The 16,978-nt window shown below is 60.4% G+C and carries 17 protein-coding genes; 7 read left to right on the forward strand and 10 right to left on the reverse strand.

What is annotated here, in order from left to right; all coding sequences use genetic code 11:
- The first annotated feature begins 25 nt into the window (after positions 1-25).
- From HRU82_07625 to HRU82_07655, 7 genes are all read left to right on the forward strand, one after another.
- Positions 26-1,063 carry a hypothetical protein gene (locus HRU82_07625; protein QOJ34820.1) on the forward strand — a complete coding sequence of 346 codons (1,038 nt, stop codon included), beginning with the start codon at positions 26-28 and terminating at the stop codon, positions 1,061-1,063.
- Positions 1,060-1,758 carry a hypothetical protein gene (locus HRU82_07630; protein QOJ34821.1) on the forward strand — a complete coding sequence of 233 codons (699 nt, stop codon included), beginning with the start codon at positions 1,060-1,062 and terminating at the stop codon, positions 1,756-1,758. The genes HRU82_07625 and HRU82_07630 overlap by 4 nt, the downstream gene beginning before the upstream one ends.
- Before the next feature lie 238 nt (positions 1,759-1,996).
- Positions 1,997-3,145, forward strand: coding sequence for an FIST C-terminal domain-containing protein (locus HRU82_07635; GenBank protein ID QOJ34822.1), 1,149 nt, complete (start codon positions 1,997-1,999; stop codon positions 3,143-3,145).
- Between the two features lie 6 nt (positions 3,146-3,151).
- Positions 3,152-5,827: a PAS domain S-box protein gene (locus HRU82_07640; GenBank protein ID QOJ34823.1), complete on the forward strand. Its 2,676-nt coding sequence runs from the start codon at positions 3,152-3,154 to the stop codon at positions 5,825-5,827.
- A complete protein-coding gene (locus HRU82_07645) occupies positions 5,824-7,065 on the forward strand; it encodes a response regulator (protein QOJ34824.1) in 1,242 nt (413 codons plus the stop codon). The genes HRU82_07640 and HRU82_07645 overlap by 4 nt, the downstream gene beginning before the upstream one ends.
- A 313-nt stretch (positions 7,066-7,378) precedes the next feature.
- On the forward strand, positions 7,379-8,272 hold the full coding sequence (locus tag HRU82_07650) for a DUF3473 domain-containing protein (protein ID QOJ34825.1): 894 nt from the start codon (positions 7,379-7,381) through the stop codon (positions 8,270-8,272).
- Between the two features lie 122 nt (positions 8,273-8,394).
- Positions 8,395-8,970 carry a hypothetical protein gene (locus HRU82_07655; GenBank protein ID QOJ34826.1) on the forward strand — a complete coding sequence of 192 codons (576 nt, stop codon included), beginning with the start codon at positions 8,395-8,397 and terminating at the stop codon, positions 8,968-8,970.
- A 178-nt stretch (positions 8,971-9,148) separates the two neighbouring features.
- Here the strand turns inward: HRU82_07655 and HRU82_07660 are convergent, their stop codons facing one another.
- The 10 genes from HRU82_07660 to HRU82_07705 all read right to left on the reverse strand — a co-directional run bounded on the left by HRU82_07660 (position 9,149) and on the right by HRU82_07705 (position 16,953).
- Positions 9,149-9,742 carry a peptidylprolyl isomerase gene (locus HRU82_07660; GenBank protein QOJ37145.1) on the reverse strand — a complete coding sequence of 198 codons (594 nt, stop codon included), beginning with the start codon at positions 9,740-9,742 and terminating at the stop codon, positions 9,149-9,151.
- Positions 9,743-9,820: 78 nt separating this feature from the next.
- Positions 9,821-10,543, reverse strand: a complete 723-nt coding sequence (gene rnc / locus HRU82_07665; protein QOJ34827.1) for a ribonuclease III — start codon at positions 10,541-10,543, stop codon at positions 9,821-9,823.
- 27 nt (positions 10,544-10,570) lie between these two features.
- On the reverse strand, positions 10,571-11,821 hold the full coding sequence (gene fabF, locus HRU82_07670; GenBank protein ID QOJ34828.1) for a beta-ketoacyl-ACP synthase II: 1,251 nt from the start codon (positions 11,819-11,821) through the stop codon (positions 10,571-10,573).
- Between the two features lie 14 nt (positions 11,822-11,835).
- The gene (gene acpP / locus HRU82_07675; protein QOJ34829.1) at positions 11,836-12,069 is read right to left on the reverse strand and encodes an acyl carrier protein; all 234 of its coding nucleotides are present in this window, start codon (positions 12,067-12,069) and stop codon (positions 11,836-11,838) included.
- A 97-nt stretch (positions 12,070-12,166) separates the two neighbouring features.
- Entirely contained in the window at positions 12,167-12,910 is a 744-nt protein-coding gene (fabG, locus tag HRU82_07680; protein ID QOJ34830.1) for a 3-oxoacyl-[acyl-carrier-protein] reductase, read from the reverse strand.
- A gap of 30 nt (positions 12,911-12,940) precedes the next feature.
- The gene (gene fabD / locus HRU82_07685; protein ID QOJ34831.1) at positions 12,941-13,894 is read right to left on the reverse strand and encodes an ACP S-malonyltransferase; all 954 of its coding nucleotides are present in this window, start codon (positions 13,892-13,894) and stop codon (positions 12,941-12,943) included.
- 82 nt (positions 13,895-13,976) lie between these two features.
- Positions 13,977-14,954 carry a ketoacyl-ACP synthase III gene (locus HRU82_07690; GenBank protein QOJ34832.1) on the reverse strand — a complete coding sequence of 326 codons (978 nt, stop codon included), beginning with the start codon at positions 14,952-14,954 and terminating at the stop codon, positions 13,977-13,979.
- Positions 14,951-15,982, reverse strand: coding sequence for a phosphate acyltransferase PlsX (gene plsX / locus HRU82_07695; protein QOJ34833.1), 1,032 nt, complete (start codon positions 15,980-15,982; stop codon positions 14,951-14,953). Before plsX ends, HRU82_07690 begins: the two co-directional genes overlap by 4 nt.
- 147 nt (positions 15,983-16,129) lie before the next feature.
- Positions 16,130-16,315, reverse strand: a complete 186-nt coding sequence (gene rpmF, locus HRU82_07700) for a 50S ribosomal protein L32 (protein QOJ34834.1) — start codon at positions 16,313-16,315, stop codon at positions 16,130-16,132.
- A 41-nt stretch (positions 16,316-16,356) separates the two neighbouring features.
- The gene (locus HRU82_07705; protein ID QOJ34835.1) at positions 16,357-16,953 is read right to left on the reverse strand and encodes a DUF177 domain-containing protein; all 597 of its coding nucleotides are present in this window, start codon (positions 16,951-16,953) and stop codon (positions 16,357-16,359) included.
- Between the last annotated feature and the right edge of the window lie 25 nt (positions 16,954-16,978).

A 16,978-nucleotide genomic window follows, 5' to 3' on the forward strand; every position in this document is an offset into this window, starting at 1 on the left:
CAATCCTCGGATCATACCTCCATTGATGATTTCCAACCGGCGCCTCACACAAGTTTTGCAAGCGGCAGCTGTCCACCTTCGTCTCGGTATCAGGCTGTCGGCCGCGCTCGTCTTGACCGCGGCCTTGCATGGAACCCCAGCCTGGGCCCTGCAGGTCAGCGGCTTGGAATCTCCACATAGCTTTTTGGCCGACCCCGCCTCCAATTCATATTTCATTTCCAACATCAACGGAGAGCCGGAGGCCCGCGACAACAACGGCTTCATCACCAAACTGAGCGACGACGGCCGCATCACCGCCTTCAAGTTCATCGAGGGCGGGCGCGGCGATGTCACCTTGCACGCTCCCAAGGGCATGACGGTAGTGGATCAGGTCTTGTACGTCGCGGACTTGGATACGCTCCGCGCCTTCGACAAGACGACCGGCAAACCCCTCGCCGCGTTACGGCTCCCCGCTGCCGCGACAGCCGGCCAGCCCCAATCGCTGGTGGACGTGGCCTCGGACGGCCAAGGGCACCTGTACCTCGCCGATCAGCTCGGCAACGCCATTTATCGGGCGGACCTCACACCGACCCTGACCATCTCGACCTATGTGTCGGGCTCCCATTTGGCCGGCCCGTCCGGCGTCGCCGTCAACCCGAAGACCGGACATCTCGCCGTCGTCAGTTGGAATACGGGAAAGATTTTCGACATCACGCCGGAGGGGGCCCTGACGGAACTGGTGTCCAACGGGTTTTTCACGGCCCGATTCCAGAACCTGAGCGGCGTAGATTTCGATCGCTGGGGCAGCATGTATGTCTCCGACGCCACGAAAGGGAAGATCTGGCGAATGACCCCGAACCACAAGTTCCAAGTCATCGCGGAGTACCTTCCGTCGCCCTCGGACCTCGGCATCGACCGCGTCAACCACCTCATCCTGGTTCCCTACCAGGATTCGAACGCCGCCGAAGTCAACGGGCTGGAAAGCCCGACCGCGTCCTCCGGCGAGCGAACCAAACGCACCTTGGCGGACTATGGGTTTGTCGAGCCGCTGAAAGCCGACAAAGAGGGACCACCGCGCAAATGAGCCAGTGCCTCTATTGTCATCAGCATAAAGGGAAACGTGCGTGCCCGGCGCTCAGCGGGTTGATTTGTAGCCCCTGTTGCGGCGAACACCGTCTGACCCGAATCTCCTGTCCTCCTGATTGCACCTATCTGGACAGCGGCAGCGAATACCAGCAAAAACGTCTCGGCGAACAGTTCGCCCCGGTCCGGCGCGAACTCTATCGTCAGCTCACGGTCGCCGGCGGCGAGAAAGCCGCCGCGCTCTTCAACCTGATCGAAGTGGTCACCTTCGGGTATTTCCATGACCGGCGTGACGGACAGGATGCCGAAGTCATCGCGGCCATCCAGGCGTTGCGACGTACCTTGAGCCCGTTGCACGTCCCCTCTGCGCCCATGCCGGTCTTTGCCGAGCGGCTCAAGAAGGAATACGACACCTTCGCCAAGCAACAGCCCCAGCAGATCGCCGATTCCGGCACCGCTCCAGACATGTTGGACCGCGCCTTGGCCATCATCACGGAGTTTTCCGGTCAGGACTTCCAGTCCCGGCGGTTCTTGCATGGCTTGATCGGCTATGTGAAGACCTTCCATCCGGAAATCGCCGAACATCTGGCCAAGCAGCAGGAAGGCGGGAGGATTGTCCTGCCAGGACAACTGCCCCCCATGCCACAAGAGCCGTCCCACATCCACGGCCCCGGCTGCCAACACCATCACCACTAATCCGCTCCCTCACGCCCAACGTCCTTCAGTCCCTCTCCCATTCTACCGATACAGCGTTGGAGGGCTTCGTGGCCCATCCTGTTCTATCTGACGCCATCGGACCAGCTCAATCGAAAGACATGTCAGGCTGACGCGTGATCGCCCCGCATGCTCGGCGCCGACGGATGCGATGCACCGCGACGGGCCCTCTCTTGACCGCGCAGCGATGTGACGGTTCGACACCATCACAGGAGGCCTCATGAAACTTGTTACCGCCTGTCTCTCGTCGAGCGCTCAGTGGGATGGGAGTTCGTTTTCCGCACTCGACTCCCCTCAAACCCTGTTGTTGTTGTTCGGCGCTTCAGATTTGATTGATCAACCGGACACCATCCGGAACGTGCTGGCCGCCTGTCCCCAGAGTCAGGTCATCGGCTGCTCGACCAGCGGGGAAATCCATGGGACGCACATCATCGACAACCATCTGGTGGCTGCAGCCGTACGATTCGAGCACTCGCAGCTCAGGACTGCCCGGGCAACTGTCTCCGGCCCTGCAGAGTCCTATGCGGCCGGTTCGGCTGTCGCCGCCCAACTCCAAGGCCCGTCGCTGAAGGCCGTCTTCGTCCTCTCCGACGGGCTCTCGGTCAATGGGAGCGAACTCGTCAAGGGGATGAACGACGTGCTGAAGGGATCGGCCGTCATCACCGGAGGCCTCGCCGGCGATGGAGCCCGATTCAAGCGCACCTGGGTCATCATGGATCGGACGCCGCAGAGCGGCTACGTCACCGCCGTCGGCTTTTACGGCGATCGGCTCACAGTCGGCCATGGCTCCAAGGGCGGGTGGGACAAGTTCGGGCCGGAGCGGCGGGTGACGAAATCAGCCGGCAACGTGCTGTACGAGCTGGATGGACGTCCTGCGCTCGAGCTGTACAAGGAATATTTGGCCGAGCGCGCCGCCGGACTCCCGGCGACCGCCCTCTTGTTCCCCCTCGCCCTGCGGGCCGCGAAGGACGACGAGAAGAGCCTGGTCCGCACAGTCCTGGGCGTTGATGAAGCCACCCACTCGTTGACCTTCGCCGGCGACATTCCACAAGGGGCGCTGGCGCAGTTGATGCGTGCCAATTTCGACCGTTTGGTGGCAGGCGCCTCCGAGGCGGCCTCGCTGACCCACCGGAGCCAGACCAGCCCCTACGCTTCGGGCCCGACTCTGGCCGTTGCGATCAGCTGTGTCGGTCGGCGGCTGGTGCTGGGAGAGCGAACCGAAGAGGAAACGGAAGCCGCCTTGGACATGCTTCCTCAAGGCAGTCAACAGATCGGCTTCTACTCATACGGAGAAATCTCCCCCTACAGCGGCGGGCCCTGCGATCTCCATAACCAGACCATGACTCTGACGACGTTGGCCGAAGCCTGACCTCCCATGCATCACCTCCTCACGCGGCAGTTAAAGCGGATCGGCCTGCTGTCTGATACGATCCCCTCTTCCCTCGAGGCCTGGCAGAAATTTCTTGAACGGGTCAGCCAGAGTTACGTGGAATCGGATCAGGGGTATGAGCTGCTCGAGCGCTCCCTGGCGCTCTCCTCGCAGGAAATGCAGGCGCTGAACGAACAGTTGCGCCGCACCTCCGAGACCCAGCTGGCCGACGAACGGGATAAGCTCCACACCGTCATCCGCTCCGTGGGGGATGGACTCTGCGTGGTCGATCAGAACTGGAAAATCCAACTTCTGAACCCGGAGGGCCAACGGCTCTGGGCCGTACGTGAAGAAGAAGTCGTGGGTCGCTCACTCGACCACATCATCACCCTGACCTCGCAACAGGACGGTCGAGAGCACAACGTCATGGATGCGATTTTTCAGGAAACCACAGCGGGTCGAGCCGTGCGCAGCGACGACGGCCAGCTCACCACCACGACCGGGCGCTCCTTTCCCGTGTCCTATGTGCTGGCTCCGATCGTCCGGGACTCTCGTTCGGCAGGCGCCGTGCTGGTCTTCCGCGATACGACCGACCGCAAACGAGCCGAGGAAGCCCTTCGCACCAGCGAAGAACGGTTGGCCGTCACGGTCCAGGGAGCGGCGGTCGGCATTTGGGATTGGGACCTGAAAACCAACCAGATGTACTTCTCTCCACAGTGGAAGCAACAACTGGGTTATCTCGATGCCGAGTTGCGCAATGAGGCCGAAGAATGGAAATCCCGCATCCATATCGAGGATCAACCGGAGGTCTTAGCGGTGGTGACCGACTGCTGGGACGGCAGGCGCGATCAATTCGAGATCGAACACCGTGTCCGGTACCGCGACGGCTCATACCGGTGGATCCTCTCCCGCGGCAGCGTCATCCGTGATGCATTCGGCGTCACCGCCAGAATGGTCGGCATTCACATCGATACGACGGACCGAAAACGCATCGAGGAAGATTTGCGGACCGCCAAGGAAGCGGCGGAGGCCGCCAGCAAGGCTAAAAGCGAATTTCTCGCCAATATGAGTCACGAAATCCGAACGCCGATGAATGGCGTCCTAGGCACCACGGAACTCCTGCTCACTACCGATCTCACCGACAAACAACGCCGGTTGGCCTCGACCGTCCACCGTTCCGGCAAAACACTCCTGGCCATCGTCAATGACATTCTGGACTTCTCCAAAATCGAAGCCGGCAAACTGGAATTGGAGACGGTGGATTTCGATCTTTCGCAACTCTTGAATGAAGCCCTGGAACTGTTCAGCGAGTCGGCCAGGCGCAAACACCTCCGTCTGACGCAGCACATCGCGGCAGCAGTCCCTCTCTATCTCAAGGGAGATCCGGTACGGTTGCGCCAAATTATCCTGAATCTCCTCAGCAACGCGATCAAATTTACGGAGATAGGGGGCATCTCCGTAACGACCGACGTCCTGTCCGACTCCGGCACGGACGTGGTGCTCCGGCTGGCGGTCATCGACAGCGGCATCGGCATCCCCCTGTCGGCCCAGACCCGCATCTTCGACGCATTCGCCCAAGCCGACGGCTCGACCACCCGTCGGTACGGCGGCACCGGGCTCGGTCTGTCGATCGTCAAACAGTTGATCGCCCTCATGGGCGGCGCGATCAGTTTGGAGAGCACCCCTGGTGTCGGATCGACCTTCACATTCACGATCCGACTCCACCGGCAGGACCCCTCGGCGGCACTGATAAAAGGATTCAGCCCGCAGCTGTCGCTATCCTCGCACGATCTGATAGTACTCGAACGGTCTCCTGCCTCCACGCCTCAATCCCCTTCCACGAGGAATGCAGAAGTCGCAGGGCGCATCCTTCTCGTGGAAGACAATCCGGTCAACCAGGAAGTCGCCTGCGGGATGCTGGAATTGTTGGGGTACCAGACCAGAGTGGTGGAAAATGGAAGACACGCCGTCGCCGCCGCAGCCGAAGGCGAAATGGACGTGATCCTGATGGATTGCCAAATGCCCGAGATGGATGGACTCACCGCAACCGGTGAAATCCGTCGGCAGGCCGCTGCCGCCGGTCGCCGACGCATCCCGATCATCGCGCTCACCGCCCATGCCATGCAGGGGGATCGCGACCAATGCCTTGCCGCCGGCATGGACGATTACCTAACGAAACCCTTTACCGAACGCCAACTCCGCGAGGTCCTCTCCAAGTGGGTCCGCAGGGCTGCGTCGGCCGAACCACCCGGCACACCGGTCTCTGTCGCTCAGCTGCAGGGGGTGGCAGGCCAACCCACCACGTCGCATGAAGAGATATCGCCCGCTCTCGACCTGAAGGCGCTGGATAGCATTCGCGCTCTCCAAAGGCCCAATCGGCCGAATGTGTTGGCCTCCGTCTTGCGGAAATACCTGGATAACTCCCGGGAAAGCGTCGAAGCCCTGCGAGCCGCCATCCGGTCCGGGGATCCGGCGGCAGTCCAGGCGATCGCCCATCGACTCAAGTCCAGCAGCGCACAGTTGGGAGCACTGGCCGTTGCTGCCCGGTGCAAGGAATTGGAACAGATCGGCATACGTAAGGATCTCGTCGACGCGGACCGGGTCTTCGAACAGCTCCAGTCTGAGTACGTCACAGTCTGCACCACGTTTCGGAACGAAATCGCAAAGGGGGATCCCTCATGAACCCGCAACTCCCTGGTCCGTCGCCGGTGGCCCTCATCGCGGATGATGACATCATCATTCGGATGTTTGCCCGAGAGGCCTTGGAACAGGCAGGGTGGACGGTCGAAGAAGCGGACAACGGGCGCGAAGGCCTCGACGCGTTTCAACGTCTCCAACCGGACGTGGTGTTGCTCGACGTGATGATGCCTGAAATGGACGGCTTCGCCGCCTGCGCAGCCCTACGCCAGCTACCAGCGGGACGCCATACGCCGATCCTCATCATGACGGGACTGGATGATTTTGACTCCATCACCAAGGCCTATGAGGCAGGCGCCACCGACTTCATCATCAAACCACTGAATGCCCTCCTGCTCACCCATCGCGTGCGGTACATGGTTCGAGCCAACCAAGTCTTGCAAGCACTTCTGTCGTCGCAAGCCAAGCTGGCACAGGCCCGCGACGCGGCCCTCGAAGGCGCCCGGCTGAAATCCGAATTCCTCGCGACGATGAGTCATGAGATCCGCACCCCGATGAACGGGGTCCTCGGCATGACGGACTGGCTGCTGGAGACCGACTTGACCACTGAACAAAAAGAATGCGCGGAAACCATCCGCTCTTCGGGCGAGGCGCTCATGGTCATCCTCAACGATATCCTCGACCTGTCGAAGATAGATTCCGGCAAGCTGACGTTGGAACTGATGGATTTTGAGCTGCCGGCATTCGTCAATCGCGTCCTCGCCCTGTTTCGGGAACGTGCTCAACGGAAGGGACTGGAGCTGACCTCGCGCATCGCAGAGGGCTCGCCGATGACCTTGCACGGAGATCCGACTCGCCTGCAACAGGTCCTCAGCAACCTGGTGAACAACGCGATCAAATTCAGCGAGCACGGCACCATTACGATTCTCGTTGAGCCGGCCGAACCCACCCCGGAACAGCGGTTTGAGTTGTCCGTCGAAACCTCGGAGGCTGCGTCCCCGACCCATCTCACCAATGTTCAATTTTCGGTGGAAGATCAGGGGATCGGCATTTCCTCAGGTGCCATGGCCAAATTGTTTCAGCCTTTCGTTCAGGCCGACGGATCCACCACGCGGAAATACGGTGGAACCGGATTGGGTCTGGCCATCTGCAAACAATTGGTCGAGCTGATGGGCGGACATATTGGAGCCGCTAGTAAACCAGGAACCGGATCGGTGTTTCGGTTTACCGTTCCCCTTCAACCGTCACCTCCCACGACCACCGCTGACAAGCAGGCCGCCTAAGCCGAACGGCCCGGTGCTTCCAGCTCCACCAAGTTGCGCAATCGACCCTCTCTAGCCGTATCTTTTTAGATACGGACTAGAAGCCATTTCGATACGGTCCTCCCCGTAGAGACTCCACATCCAGATCCTATCCAATTGAAATATCATTGAATCAAGCCGGGTTTAAACTTTGCTTTACTTCATGGTGACACCCGGTGTATACAAGCTCGCTGGTAAGGGATCATCGTCGCAACGATCCTTTCTCACATCTGCGAGGCGAATCCGTTACATCGGCATTGTAGGGCATCGCATACAGCGGTCAAAGGACAGAGCTGTGCATCGTTTGACATTCGACATCGAAGAGCATTTCCAAGTTGCGCGGTTTGATTCACCGATACGCCGTCGGCATTGGGATTCTTTCGAGAGCCGCGTGGCATCGAACACCTGCAAGCTGTTGGACCTGCTCGACCGGCACCAGACACGGGCCACGTTTTTTGTGTTGGCCTGGGTCGCGGAACGGCATCCCGGACTCATCAAACAAATCGCCGACTGCGGGCATGAAATCGCCTCTCACGGGTACGGCCATGAATTGGTGACGGCGCAGACCCCCGAATTGTTTCGCGCGGATGTCCAGAAAGCCAAACGTATCCTGGAGGATCTGACCGGAACGCCTGTGCAAGGCTATCGAGCTCCAGGGTTTACCATCACCCGCGAAACGCCCTGGGCCCTGCCGATTTTGGTAGAGGAGGGGCACACCTACGATTCCAGCCTCGTGCCCATACAACACAATCACTGCGGCCTACCCGACGCCATGCCATGGCAGCACCTTCGGGAAACGACTTCCGGGCCCATTTGGGAAGTGCCGCCGACTACCATCAATCTGGGCGGCATACGAGTTCCTATTGCCGGCGGGAGTTATTTCCGACTGTTGCCCTTTCCGTTGCTGGCTCTGCTGTATCGACGCCTCCATAGAAAAGGCCGCCCTCTGGTGCTCTACTTTCACGCCTGGGATCTGGATCCGTTTCAGCCCAGAATGGAAGGTCCGCTCCTCTCACAGCTCTTCCACTATATGAATCTCGAAAAGGTGGAACCCCGGCTTTCTTCCTTGCTGGAGACATTCCGATTCGGGCCGATTGCGGGGCAGGTGGACGGTTCGGGCATCCTGCCGCACAGTTCCGCGTTTGTCCCGGCCATCCCTCCCGCCGAGATCGCCCAAGACCTCGCGTAGCCCCCTTGATCCGCCGTTACCCCTCACTCCACTGATGGGCTTCTTTTCACCGCCTCTCGCTTCACTCTGGGATTGCAGTGTGCCTTCGGTTTGAGTAGGGTAGAGCCCGCACGGAGTTCTTTATGGTCATCCTCTATCGCGCCGGCTACGGCAAATCTTACTGGTACAGGCATCTTGGCTGGATACTTCCCTGTCTACTGGTCTGGCCCGCCGCAACCTTCGCCCAGACGGTCGAAGACACGGTGCAGTTCATCAGTGACATGACCAATACTCACGGGTTTGTGCGAGGCCTGAGCTGTCGCAGCCCCAAGGCCGGCAAACCGACCAAGATGACCGAGGTGTACACCGTCATCCCCACCGGCACGAAGCTGGGGCACATTGAACTCAATCACGGCCACGACGAGATCAACACCGGCGCAACCAATTTCGATCTCCATGATATCGAGTCCGTCGACTATCAAGGGCAGGACAACCGGGAGAACTCCTTGATCCTGTACGGTGTACGTTTTACCTGTAAGGGCCCCGGCCCTTGTATCACCAAGCTCAGCTTCTGCACCGGGCCAATCCCCCAACTGGAAGCGCAGTTTCCTGAGGACACCCTCCTCTTCCGATCCGCCTCCAATGCCGAACGCGTCACCAAGGCCTTCTCCCACCTCTTGACACTCGTACGCGCGCAACAGTCTACCCAACCCTTTTGACACCTGGACGACAGGCACGAGGAGGCGTACGCCCGCGCGTCATGGTTCAGTGCAGGGGGAGATGCCGCTCGCGGCGGCGGGAGATCACGGAGCGCCTACTGCAAGGGCTGTGACTGTGAGCGGGTGCGTGCAACGGGCCAGAGTCGGTCCGACCGACTCCGGCCCGGCGAGAGAGCGGTTACTCGGAAATCGTGACGGTCATCTCGACTCGGTCGATCGGATTGTCGCACGGGCCTTTATCGGGTGGATTCGGCGCACCGGTCTGGCAGAGCACCCGGGGAACCCCCACGATCTTGTCCGCCACGCCGATCCCCTTCACCACTTCGCCGAAGATCGTATATTTTCGATCGAGGAATCGCGAGTCTTCGACCACGATGAAAAACTGTGAGCCAGCGCTGTCCGGATCCTGGGCCCGCGCCATGGAGACCATACCCCGCTTGTGCGCGAGATCGCTGAACTCCGCCTTCACGTTGTGGCCCGGCCCGCCCTGCCCATAGGCGCCTTTTTTCAGCGAGTCCTTCGTGTTCGGGTCCCCACCCTGAATCATGAATCCAGGAATGACCCGATGAAAGACCGTGCCGTTATAAAAGCCGGATTTCGCCAGCTGAATGAAGTTGTCGACATGTTTCGGCGCCACATCGGGGAAGAACTTAATTTCCATCTCGCCGAACTTCGTCTTAATGATCGCCCGCACGTTCTTGGCGTCGACCAGCGGCCTTCCTACGGCCTCAGGATCAGCCGCGAAACCGACCCCGGAGAGCCCCGACGCCATGAACAAACCGGTTCCCGCCACAACCCCCAACCATCTCGCCCATCGAGCCTGTGCCATCATGCCTCCTTCCTTTGCCGTTCAGCGGGCGGCGTCACAGGCCGTCAGCTGTTCCAGCGCTTGCTTCGCCGCCATCTGCTCAGCTTCCTTTTTACTATGCCCCTGCCCCGTCCCTCTCAGCGTCCCTTGGATGGTCAACGCGACCTCGAACACCTTCTCATGATCCGGGCCGGATTCCCGAACGGTCTCATAGCGCGGCAGCACATCGAACCGCTTCTGACAAATCTCCTGCAGATGCGTCTTATAGTCGCCCATCCCCGGCTTGGCATGGTAGGCGCGGACGGCCAGCAGTTCCTCTTCCAGTACCCGCAGCGTAAAGGACCGACTCGCATCAAGTCCACCGTCCAGATAGACCGCCGCGATCAACGCTTCGAGAGCATCCGCGAGCAGGGAATGCTTTTCCCGGCCCTTCGACAGTTCCTCACCCTTCCCCAAACGAAGCAGGCGACCCAAATTCATGCGCTGCGCCGCCTTGGCCAGAGAGGTTTCGCTGACTAATTGGGCTTTGAGTTTCGACAGCGCACCCTCGCTGCTGTCCGGAAATTCCGCCGCGAGATACTCGCTCATGATGAGCGACAGCACGGCATCGCCGAGAAACTCCAGCCGTTCGTTTTGCCGCCGATCCTTTCCGCGTCGCTCGTTCGAATAGGATTTGTGGGTCAGGGCTTCTTCCAGGAGGCGCGGCCGGCGGAACTGATAGCCGAGGAGGCGCTGGACCGTCTCAATTGACGTTGCCGGCGTCATAACCCATGACTCGTGCGAGGAAGGGAATTACGACTCACATTTGCGGAACAGCAGACAGGCGTTCACCCCGCCGAAGCCGAATGAGTTGGACAACACGACCTTCGGATTGGCCGGACGAGCCTGATTCGGCACATAGTCGAGATCGCAGGCAGGATCCGGGTGCTCGAGGTTGATGGTTGGAGGCAGAATTCCATGGTACAGCGCCAGAATACTGAACACGGCCTCGATGCCGCCGGCTGCGCCCAGCAAATGCCCCGTCATGGATTTCGTCGAACTGACGGGAATGCGATAGGCCTGCTCACCGAATACCTGCTTGATGGCCTTGGTCTCGATGGCATCCGCCATGGTCGAGGTGCCATGAGCGTTGATGTAGCCGACATCCGACGTGGTAACCGTCGCATCTTTCAGCGCCATTTCCATGCAACGAACGGCACCCTCGCCCTCTTCGGGCGGAGCCGTGATGTGGTAGGCATCGCTGTTCATCGCATACCCGATCAGTTCCGCATACATCCGGGCTCCGCGCCGCTTGGCATGTTCGAGTTCTTCCAGCACGACCACGCCCGCCCCTTCGCCCAACACGAAGCCGTCCCGGTCTTTGTCGAACGGCCGACTGGCCTTCGTCGGCGCATCGTTCCTGAATGACAGGGCCTTGGCCGATGCGAACCCGGCCACGCCCAGCGGAGTAATGGCCGCTTCCGCCCCACCGGCGATCATCACATCCGCGTCACCGCGCTGAATGAGCCGATACGCGTCGCCGATGCAATGATTCCCGGTCGCGCAAGCCGTGACGGCGCAGGAATTCGGCCCCTTCGCCCCCAGCCTGATTGCGACCTGGCCGGAAGCCAAATTGATGATGGTCATGGGAATAAAAAACGGCGAGACCCGACCGGGGCCTTTCTCCTTGAGCACATCATGGTAGTGCTCGATCGAGCCCAAGCCACCGATGCCGGAGCCGATATATACGCCGACCTTCGTCGCCTCCTCAGGCTCCACCTTCAGTGCCGCATCATCCACCGCCAGTTGGCTCGCCGCCACGGCGTAATGAATGAACGTGTCCATCTTCTTGATTTCTTTTTTTTCGATAAACTGAGCCGGGTCGAAATCCTTGACCTCTCCGGCGATCTGCGCATCATAGGCGGAGGGATCGAATCGTGTAATGCGACCGATTCCTGACTCCCCGGCACACAGGGCCTTCCAGGTCTTTTCCGTACCGGTTCCCAGGGGCGTCACCAGCCCTAGGCCGGTGACCACGACACGTCTGGTGGGTCGATCGTGCATACCGCTGCGTCCTGCTATGCCTTTTCCTTAATATATTCCAACGCCTTCCCGACGGTCAGGATCTTTTCGGCGTCTTCATCGGGAATCTCGATTTCGAACTCTTCTTCGAGCGCCATGACCAACTCAACCGTATCAAGCGAATCCGCGCCCAAATCTTCGACGAAATGCGCTTCAGGCGTCACTTCCTCTTCTTCGACCCCCAACTGCTCGGCGATAATCTTCTTCACCCGTTCATCTACTGTTGCCATTGACTTCCCCACCTCCTTCCCCATGCAAGCCTCCTCCTTCACTCCAAGACCGGCGTCACTGCCGAATCACCGGCCTCGCCCTTCCATTTGTACTTACTTATACCATGAGCATGCCACCGTTCACGTGCAAGACCTGCCCGGTGATGTATGACGCGGCATCCGATACCAGAAAGCGGACCGCGGCGGCGATATCCGCAGGGAGGCCCAGCCGCCCCAAGGGGATCTGCTTCTGCAACGTCTCCTTCACCTCGGCTGGCAAACCTTGCGTCATCGCCGTGTCAATAAACCCCGGCGCGACCGCATTGACCGTGACCGCACGGCTCGCATACTCCCGCGCCACCGTCTTGGTAAATCCGATCACCGCCGCCTTCGATGCGGCGTAATTGGCCTGCCCCACATTGCCCATCGCCCCCACGATCGAGGCAATATTCACGATGCGCCCGTATCGTTGCTTGGTCATCGGCTGCAACACCGCCTTGGTGCAATGGAAGGTGCCGTTGAGATTGACCTGCAGCACCAGATTCCAATCCTCTTCCTTCATCCGCAACAACAACCCGTCACGGGTGATGCCGGCGTTATTCACCAGAATATCGATCTTGCCCCATTCTTTCATGACCTGATCGGCCATAGCCTTGGCATCGTTAAAGTCAGCGACGTTTACCTTGACATTCAGCGCCTTCCGGCCGAGTGTCCGGATGGCTGCCACCGCTTCTTCCGACCGTCCGGGATCCAGATCGGCCACCGCGATGTCGGCCCCGTCTTCGGCCAAGGCTTCCGCGATCGCCCGTCCGATTCCCTGGGCCCCGCCGGTCACAATAGCAACTTTTCCCTGTAATGACATCAGTCTGTTTCCCTGTTTATCTCCGGAGCCTTACACGCCACTCGGTGCACCCAAGGCCGCGCACGTGGTCTCTAATGACTTGGGATCGTGCACGTTCAACGTGGTCGCCGTGGGGACGATGCGCTTCACCAGCCCGGTCAACACCGTCCCTGGTCCCACTTCCACGAATGTCGTGACGCCCAACCGCACCATCGCCTGCACCGACTCTTCCCATCGAACCGATGACGGCAATTGCCGAACCAACGAAGCCCTGATCTCGTCGGCGCGTTGCAGCGCGACGGCCTCGGCATTGTTCACCAACGGCACGGTCAAATCCCGCCAAGTCACCCCGCCGAATTCCGCCGCTAATCGATCCGCCGCGCCCTGCATGAGCGGCGTATGGACGGGCACACTGACCGGCAAGGGAATGGCCTTTTTACAGCCCTTGTCCTTGGCGATCTCGATCGCCCGCTCGACGGCAGCCTTTTCGCCGGCAATCACCACCTGCCCGGGAGAATTGAAGTTCGCCGCCGCAACAACCCCCACAGAGGCCGCATCCTGGCACACCGTTTTGACCACTTCGGCGGAAAGGCCCAGCAGGGCGGCAACCAGTCCGGTTCCGGGCGGCACGGCTTCGGCCATATATCGCCCCCGCTTCTGCACCAGCGCCACGACATCGCGGAACGACAATCCACCCGCCGCATAGACCGCCGAGTATTCGCCCAAACTGTGACCGGCCACTGTGATGGGCCGCACCCCGGACGGCTCCAAGGCTTTGAGCGCCGCCGCACTGCTGACCAGCAAGGCCGGCTGCGTATTTTCAGTTAGATTCAGTCGCTCTGCCGGCCCCTCGAAACAGAGTTGCGCGACATCGTATCCAAGGACCACGGAGGCTTCTTCGTAAACCGCCCGCACCGCACGAGACGCATCGTACAATCCCCGCCCCATCCCGACCGATTGGGATCCCTGACCGGGAAAGAGAAATCCTATGCCTGCCGTCGTCATAGCCGCGTAAGGTATCGTAGAAACCAGGCTCAAAGTCAACGGGAAAAAGCTGCGGACGTGCGAGGCGCCCGGCGCTGTTCGGTCACCAGCGAATGAGGGCCGACGCCCAGGTCAACCCGGCCCCGAACGCGCCCAGCATCACCAACTGCCCATTCTGAACACGCCCATCCCGCACTGCTTCATCCAGGGCAATGGGAATCGACGCCGCCGAGGTGTTACCATAACGATCCATGTTCAGCACGACCTTGTCCAGCGGTAGGCCCAGGCGCTCGGTCACGGCCTTGATGATCCGCAGATTCGCCTGGTGGGGAACGTAGAGGTCCAGATCGTCGACCGAGAGCTGATGGGCCGCCAGCGTCTCGCGCGCCACTTCCTCCAAGGTGCGCACCGCCACCTTGAAGGTTTCATTGCCCTTCATTTTGATGTACTGCGCGCGCTCAGTGAGCACCTGCTCCGACGGCGGAATCCTGGTCCCACAACCCGGCACCACGATCAGGTCGCAGAGGCTGCCGTCCGAATGCAGATGGGTGGACAACACGCCGCGCTCACCCTCCTCTGCGCTCACCACGGCGGCCCCGGCGCCGTCCCCGAAGAGAATACAGGTGTTACGATCCGTCCAATCGGTGATCGCGGACATTACCTCAGAGCCCACCACTAAGACATGGCGCATGCCGGTCCGCACATAGGCGTCGGCCACTCCCAGCGCATACACGAAACCGCAGCAGGCTGCCGAGAGGTCGCACGCTGCCGCGCGTCTCGCATCCAATCGATGTTGCAGCAAACAGGCCGTCGAGGGCAGCGGCAGATCTCCCGTACAGGTCGCCAGGAGGATCATGTCGAGATCACCGGCCGACAGACCCGCCGCTTTTAATGCGCGTTCCGCCGCAATTAGCCCCAAATCCGAACAGGCCTGCCCCTTGGCCGCAATGCGCCGTTCGCGAATCCCCGTGCGCTCACGGATCCACTCATCGGAGGTTGCAACCAGTTGCTCCAGCTCGGCATTGGTCATCACCCGCTCGGGAACGTAGGATCCGGTCCCGGTAATGCGTGCCCGCCTCACGCCTGCATCCCCTCCGCGCGCTCATCCCGATGCCGCGCCAGGCTCTCTTCGATGTCACGTTGAATCAATTCGTCCAGGCGAGTCTCCGCCAACCCCTTGGCGCGGCGGATGGCATTCTTGATCGCCTTGGCCGAGGAGCGTCCGTGGCAGATCATGGTCGTCCCATTCACACCGAGCAACGGTGCGCCGCCGAATTCAGCGTAGTCGATTTTGCGTTTGAGATTCAGCAGCGGCCGAGCAATGAGCGGATAGGCCAGCCGTCCCAACCATGAGCCTGACAGCTCCTTCATCAGCAACTTCTTGATCACCTCGGCCACGCCTTCGGAAATCTTCAGCGCGACGTTCCCGATGAAGCCGTCGCAGACCACGACATCGGCACTGCCGCTATAAACGTCGCGTCCTTCGATGTTGCCGATGAAATTGAGCGGGCTCGCTTTCAGCAACTTAAACGCTTCCTTGGTTACCTCGTTGCCTTTCGTGTCCTCCTCGCCGATGCTCAAGAGGCCGACTCGCGGATTCGGCTTGGCGTACAGGTGCTTGGCGAACTCGTTCCCCATCAGCGCAAACTGTTCAAGGTGCTGCGCCGAGCAGTCGACGTTGGCGCCGACGTCCAGCATGACGGCACTGCCGGTGAGGGTCGGCAACATCGTCGCAATGGCGGGACGCTCCACCCCCTTGGTCAGACCCAAGACAAAAAACGCCGCGACCATGCTCGCGCCCGTATTCCCAGGACTGACGACCGCATCGGCCTGCCCCGCCTTCACCAGTTCTGTGGCAACCCAAATGGAAGAATCTCGTTTCTTTCGCGCCACCGTAGCGGGCGACTCATGCATTTCCACCACCTGCGGCGCATGGCGGATCGTGATGCGCGGGTCCGAACAGTTGAGCTTGCGGCAGGCGGCAGTCAGTTCATCCTCTTTGCCGACGAGAATGATGCCGACTCCCAATTCCTGCGCCGCCTGCATGGCGCCTTCAATGACCGGGGCCGGCCCATGGTCTCCGCCCATCGCATCGACGGCAATTTTCATGTGCGGTCAACGGTCCACGAGTAGAGAGGTGACGCGTGCAGAGACACCCTGTCGGCCAAGACCTGAATAGGCCTCACGCATGACATGGCGTCGAATCGTGATCACAGCGGGCGATTGTACCGAATCACGCGTGAAAAGAACACGCCGTCAGGATTCTTCGACGACGATGACGGCCTTGCCCTTGTATGTCCCGCAATTCAGGCAGGTGTAGTGCGGCAGCTTCAGTTCGTGACACTGGGGACAGACCGAGAAGCCCGGCGGAACCAGCCTGGTTTTCGCCGTCCGCCGCATATCCCGACGGGACCGTGAATGTTTATGTTTCGGATTTGCCATAACGACTCCTTCACCAACGGGCCTCTGACCCGGTTAACGATCTACGCCGTGCCGCTGTCTTTCCGGCGCTCCCGCACAACACGAAACGGGCTCGGCCCCTGCTCAGGGGGGCAGCCGCAACGACGCTCATTGAGATTCTGCCCGCACCGTGGACAGAGCCCCAAACAGTTTTCCTGACAGAGCGGCTGCATCGGCGCAGCCAGAATGATCTGCTCTCGCAACATCGGCACGAGATCGAGGTGCTCGCCTTGGTAGTGATACAGCTCGTCCTCATCTTCCGACTCTTCGACCGGCTGCGCCGGTTGAGGGCCTCGCCTGCTCCCTCGTCGCCCCTGCCCCTGAGCCGCAGGTTTGGCGACCGCAAGCGGTTGTTTTTTGAGGAATTCCGCATAGACGGACACGAACAGCGGATCGGCATACTCAGCCAGACAACGCACACATTGCCGGAGAGCCGTCCCCTCTACCGTGCCGGTCACAATGATGGGACCGTCCGCCTGAACGACCTCTAGATGAATCGCGAGCAGGCCTCGAAACTTTTCCTCTGATTCCTGCAAATCCAGCTGCAGTCCGGTCGCGGTGCAGTCGAGCGTGAGACCTTCCGGTGTGATGTCGACAATCGCAGGCCTGAGCCTATCCATGGACAGAGTCCCTATCTCGAACACC

The organism is Nitrospira sp. (assembly GCA_015709715.1).
GTDB lineage: Bacteria > Nitrospirota > Nitrospiria > Nitrospirales > Nitrospiraceae > Nitrospira_A.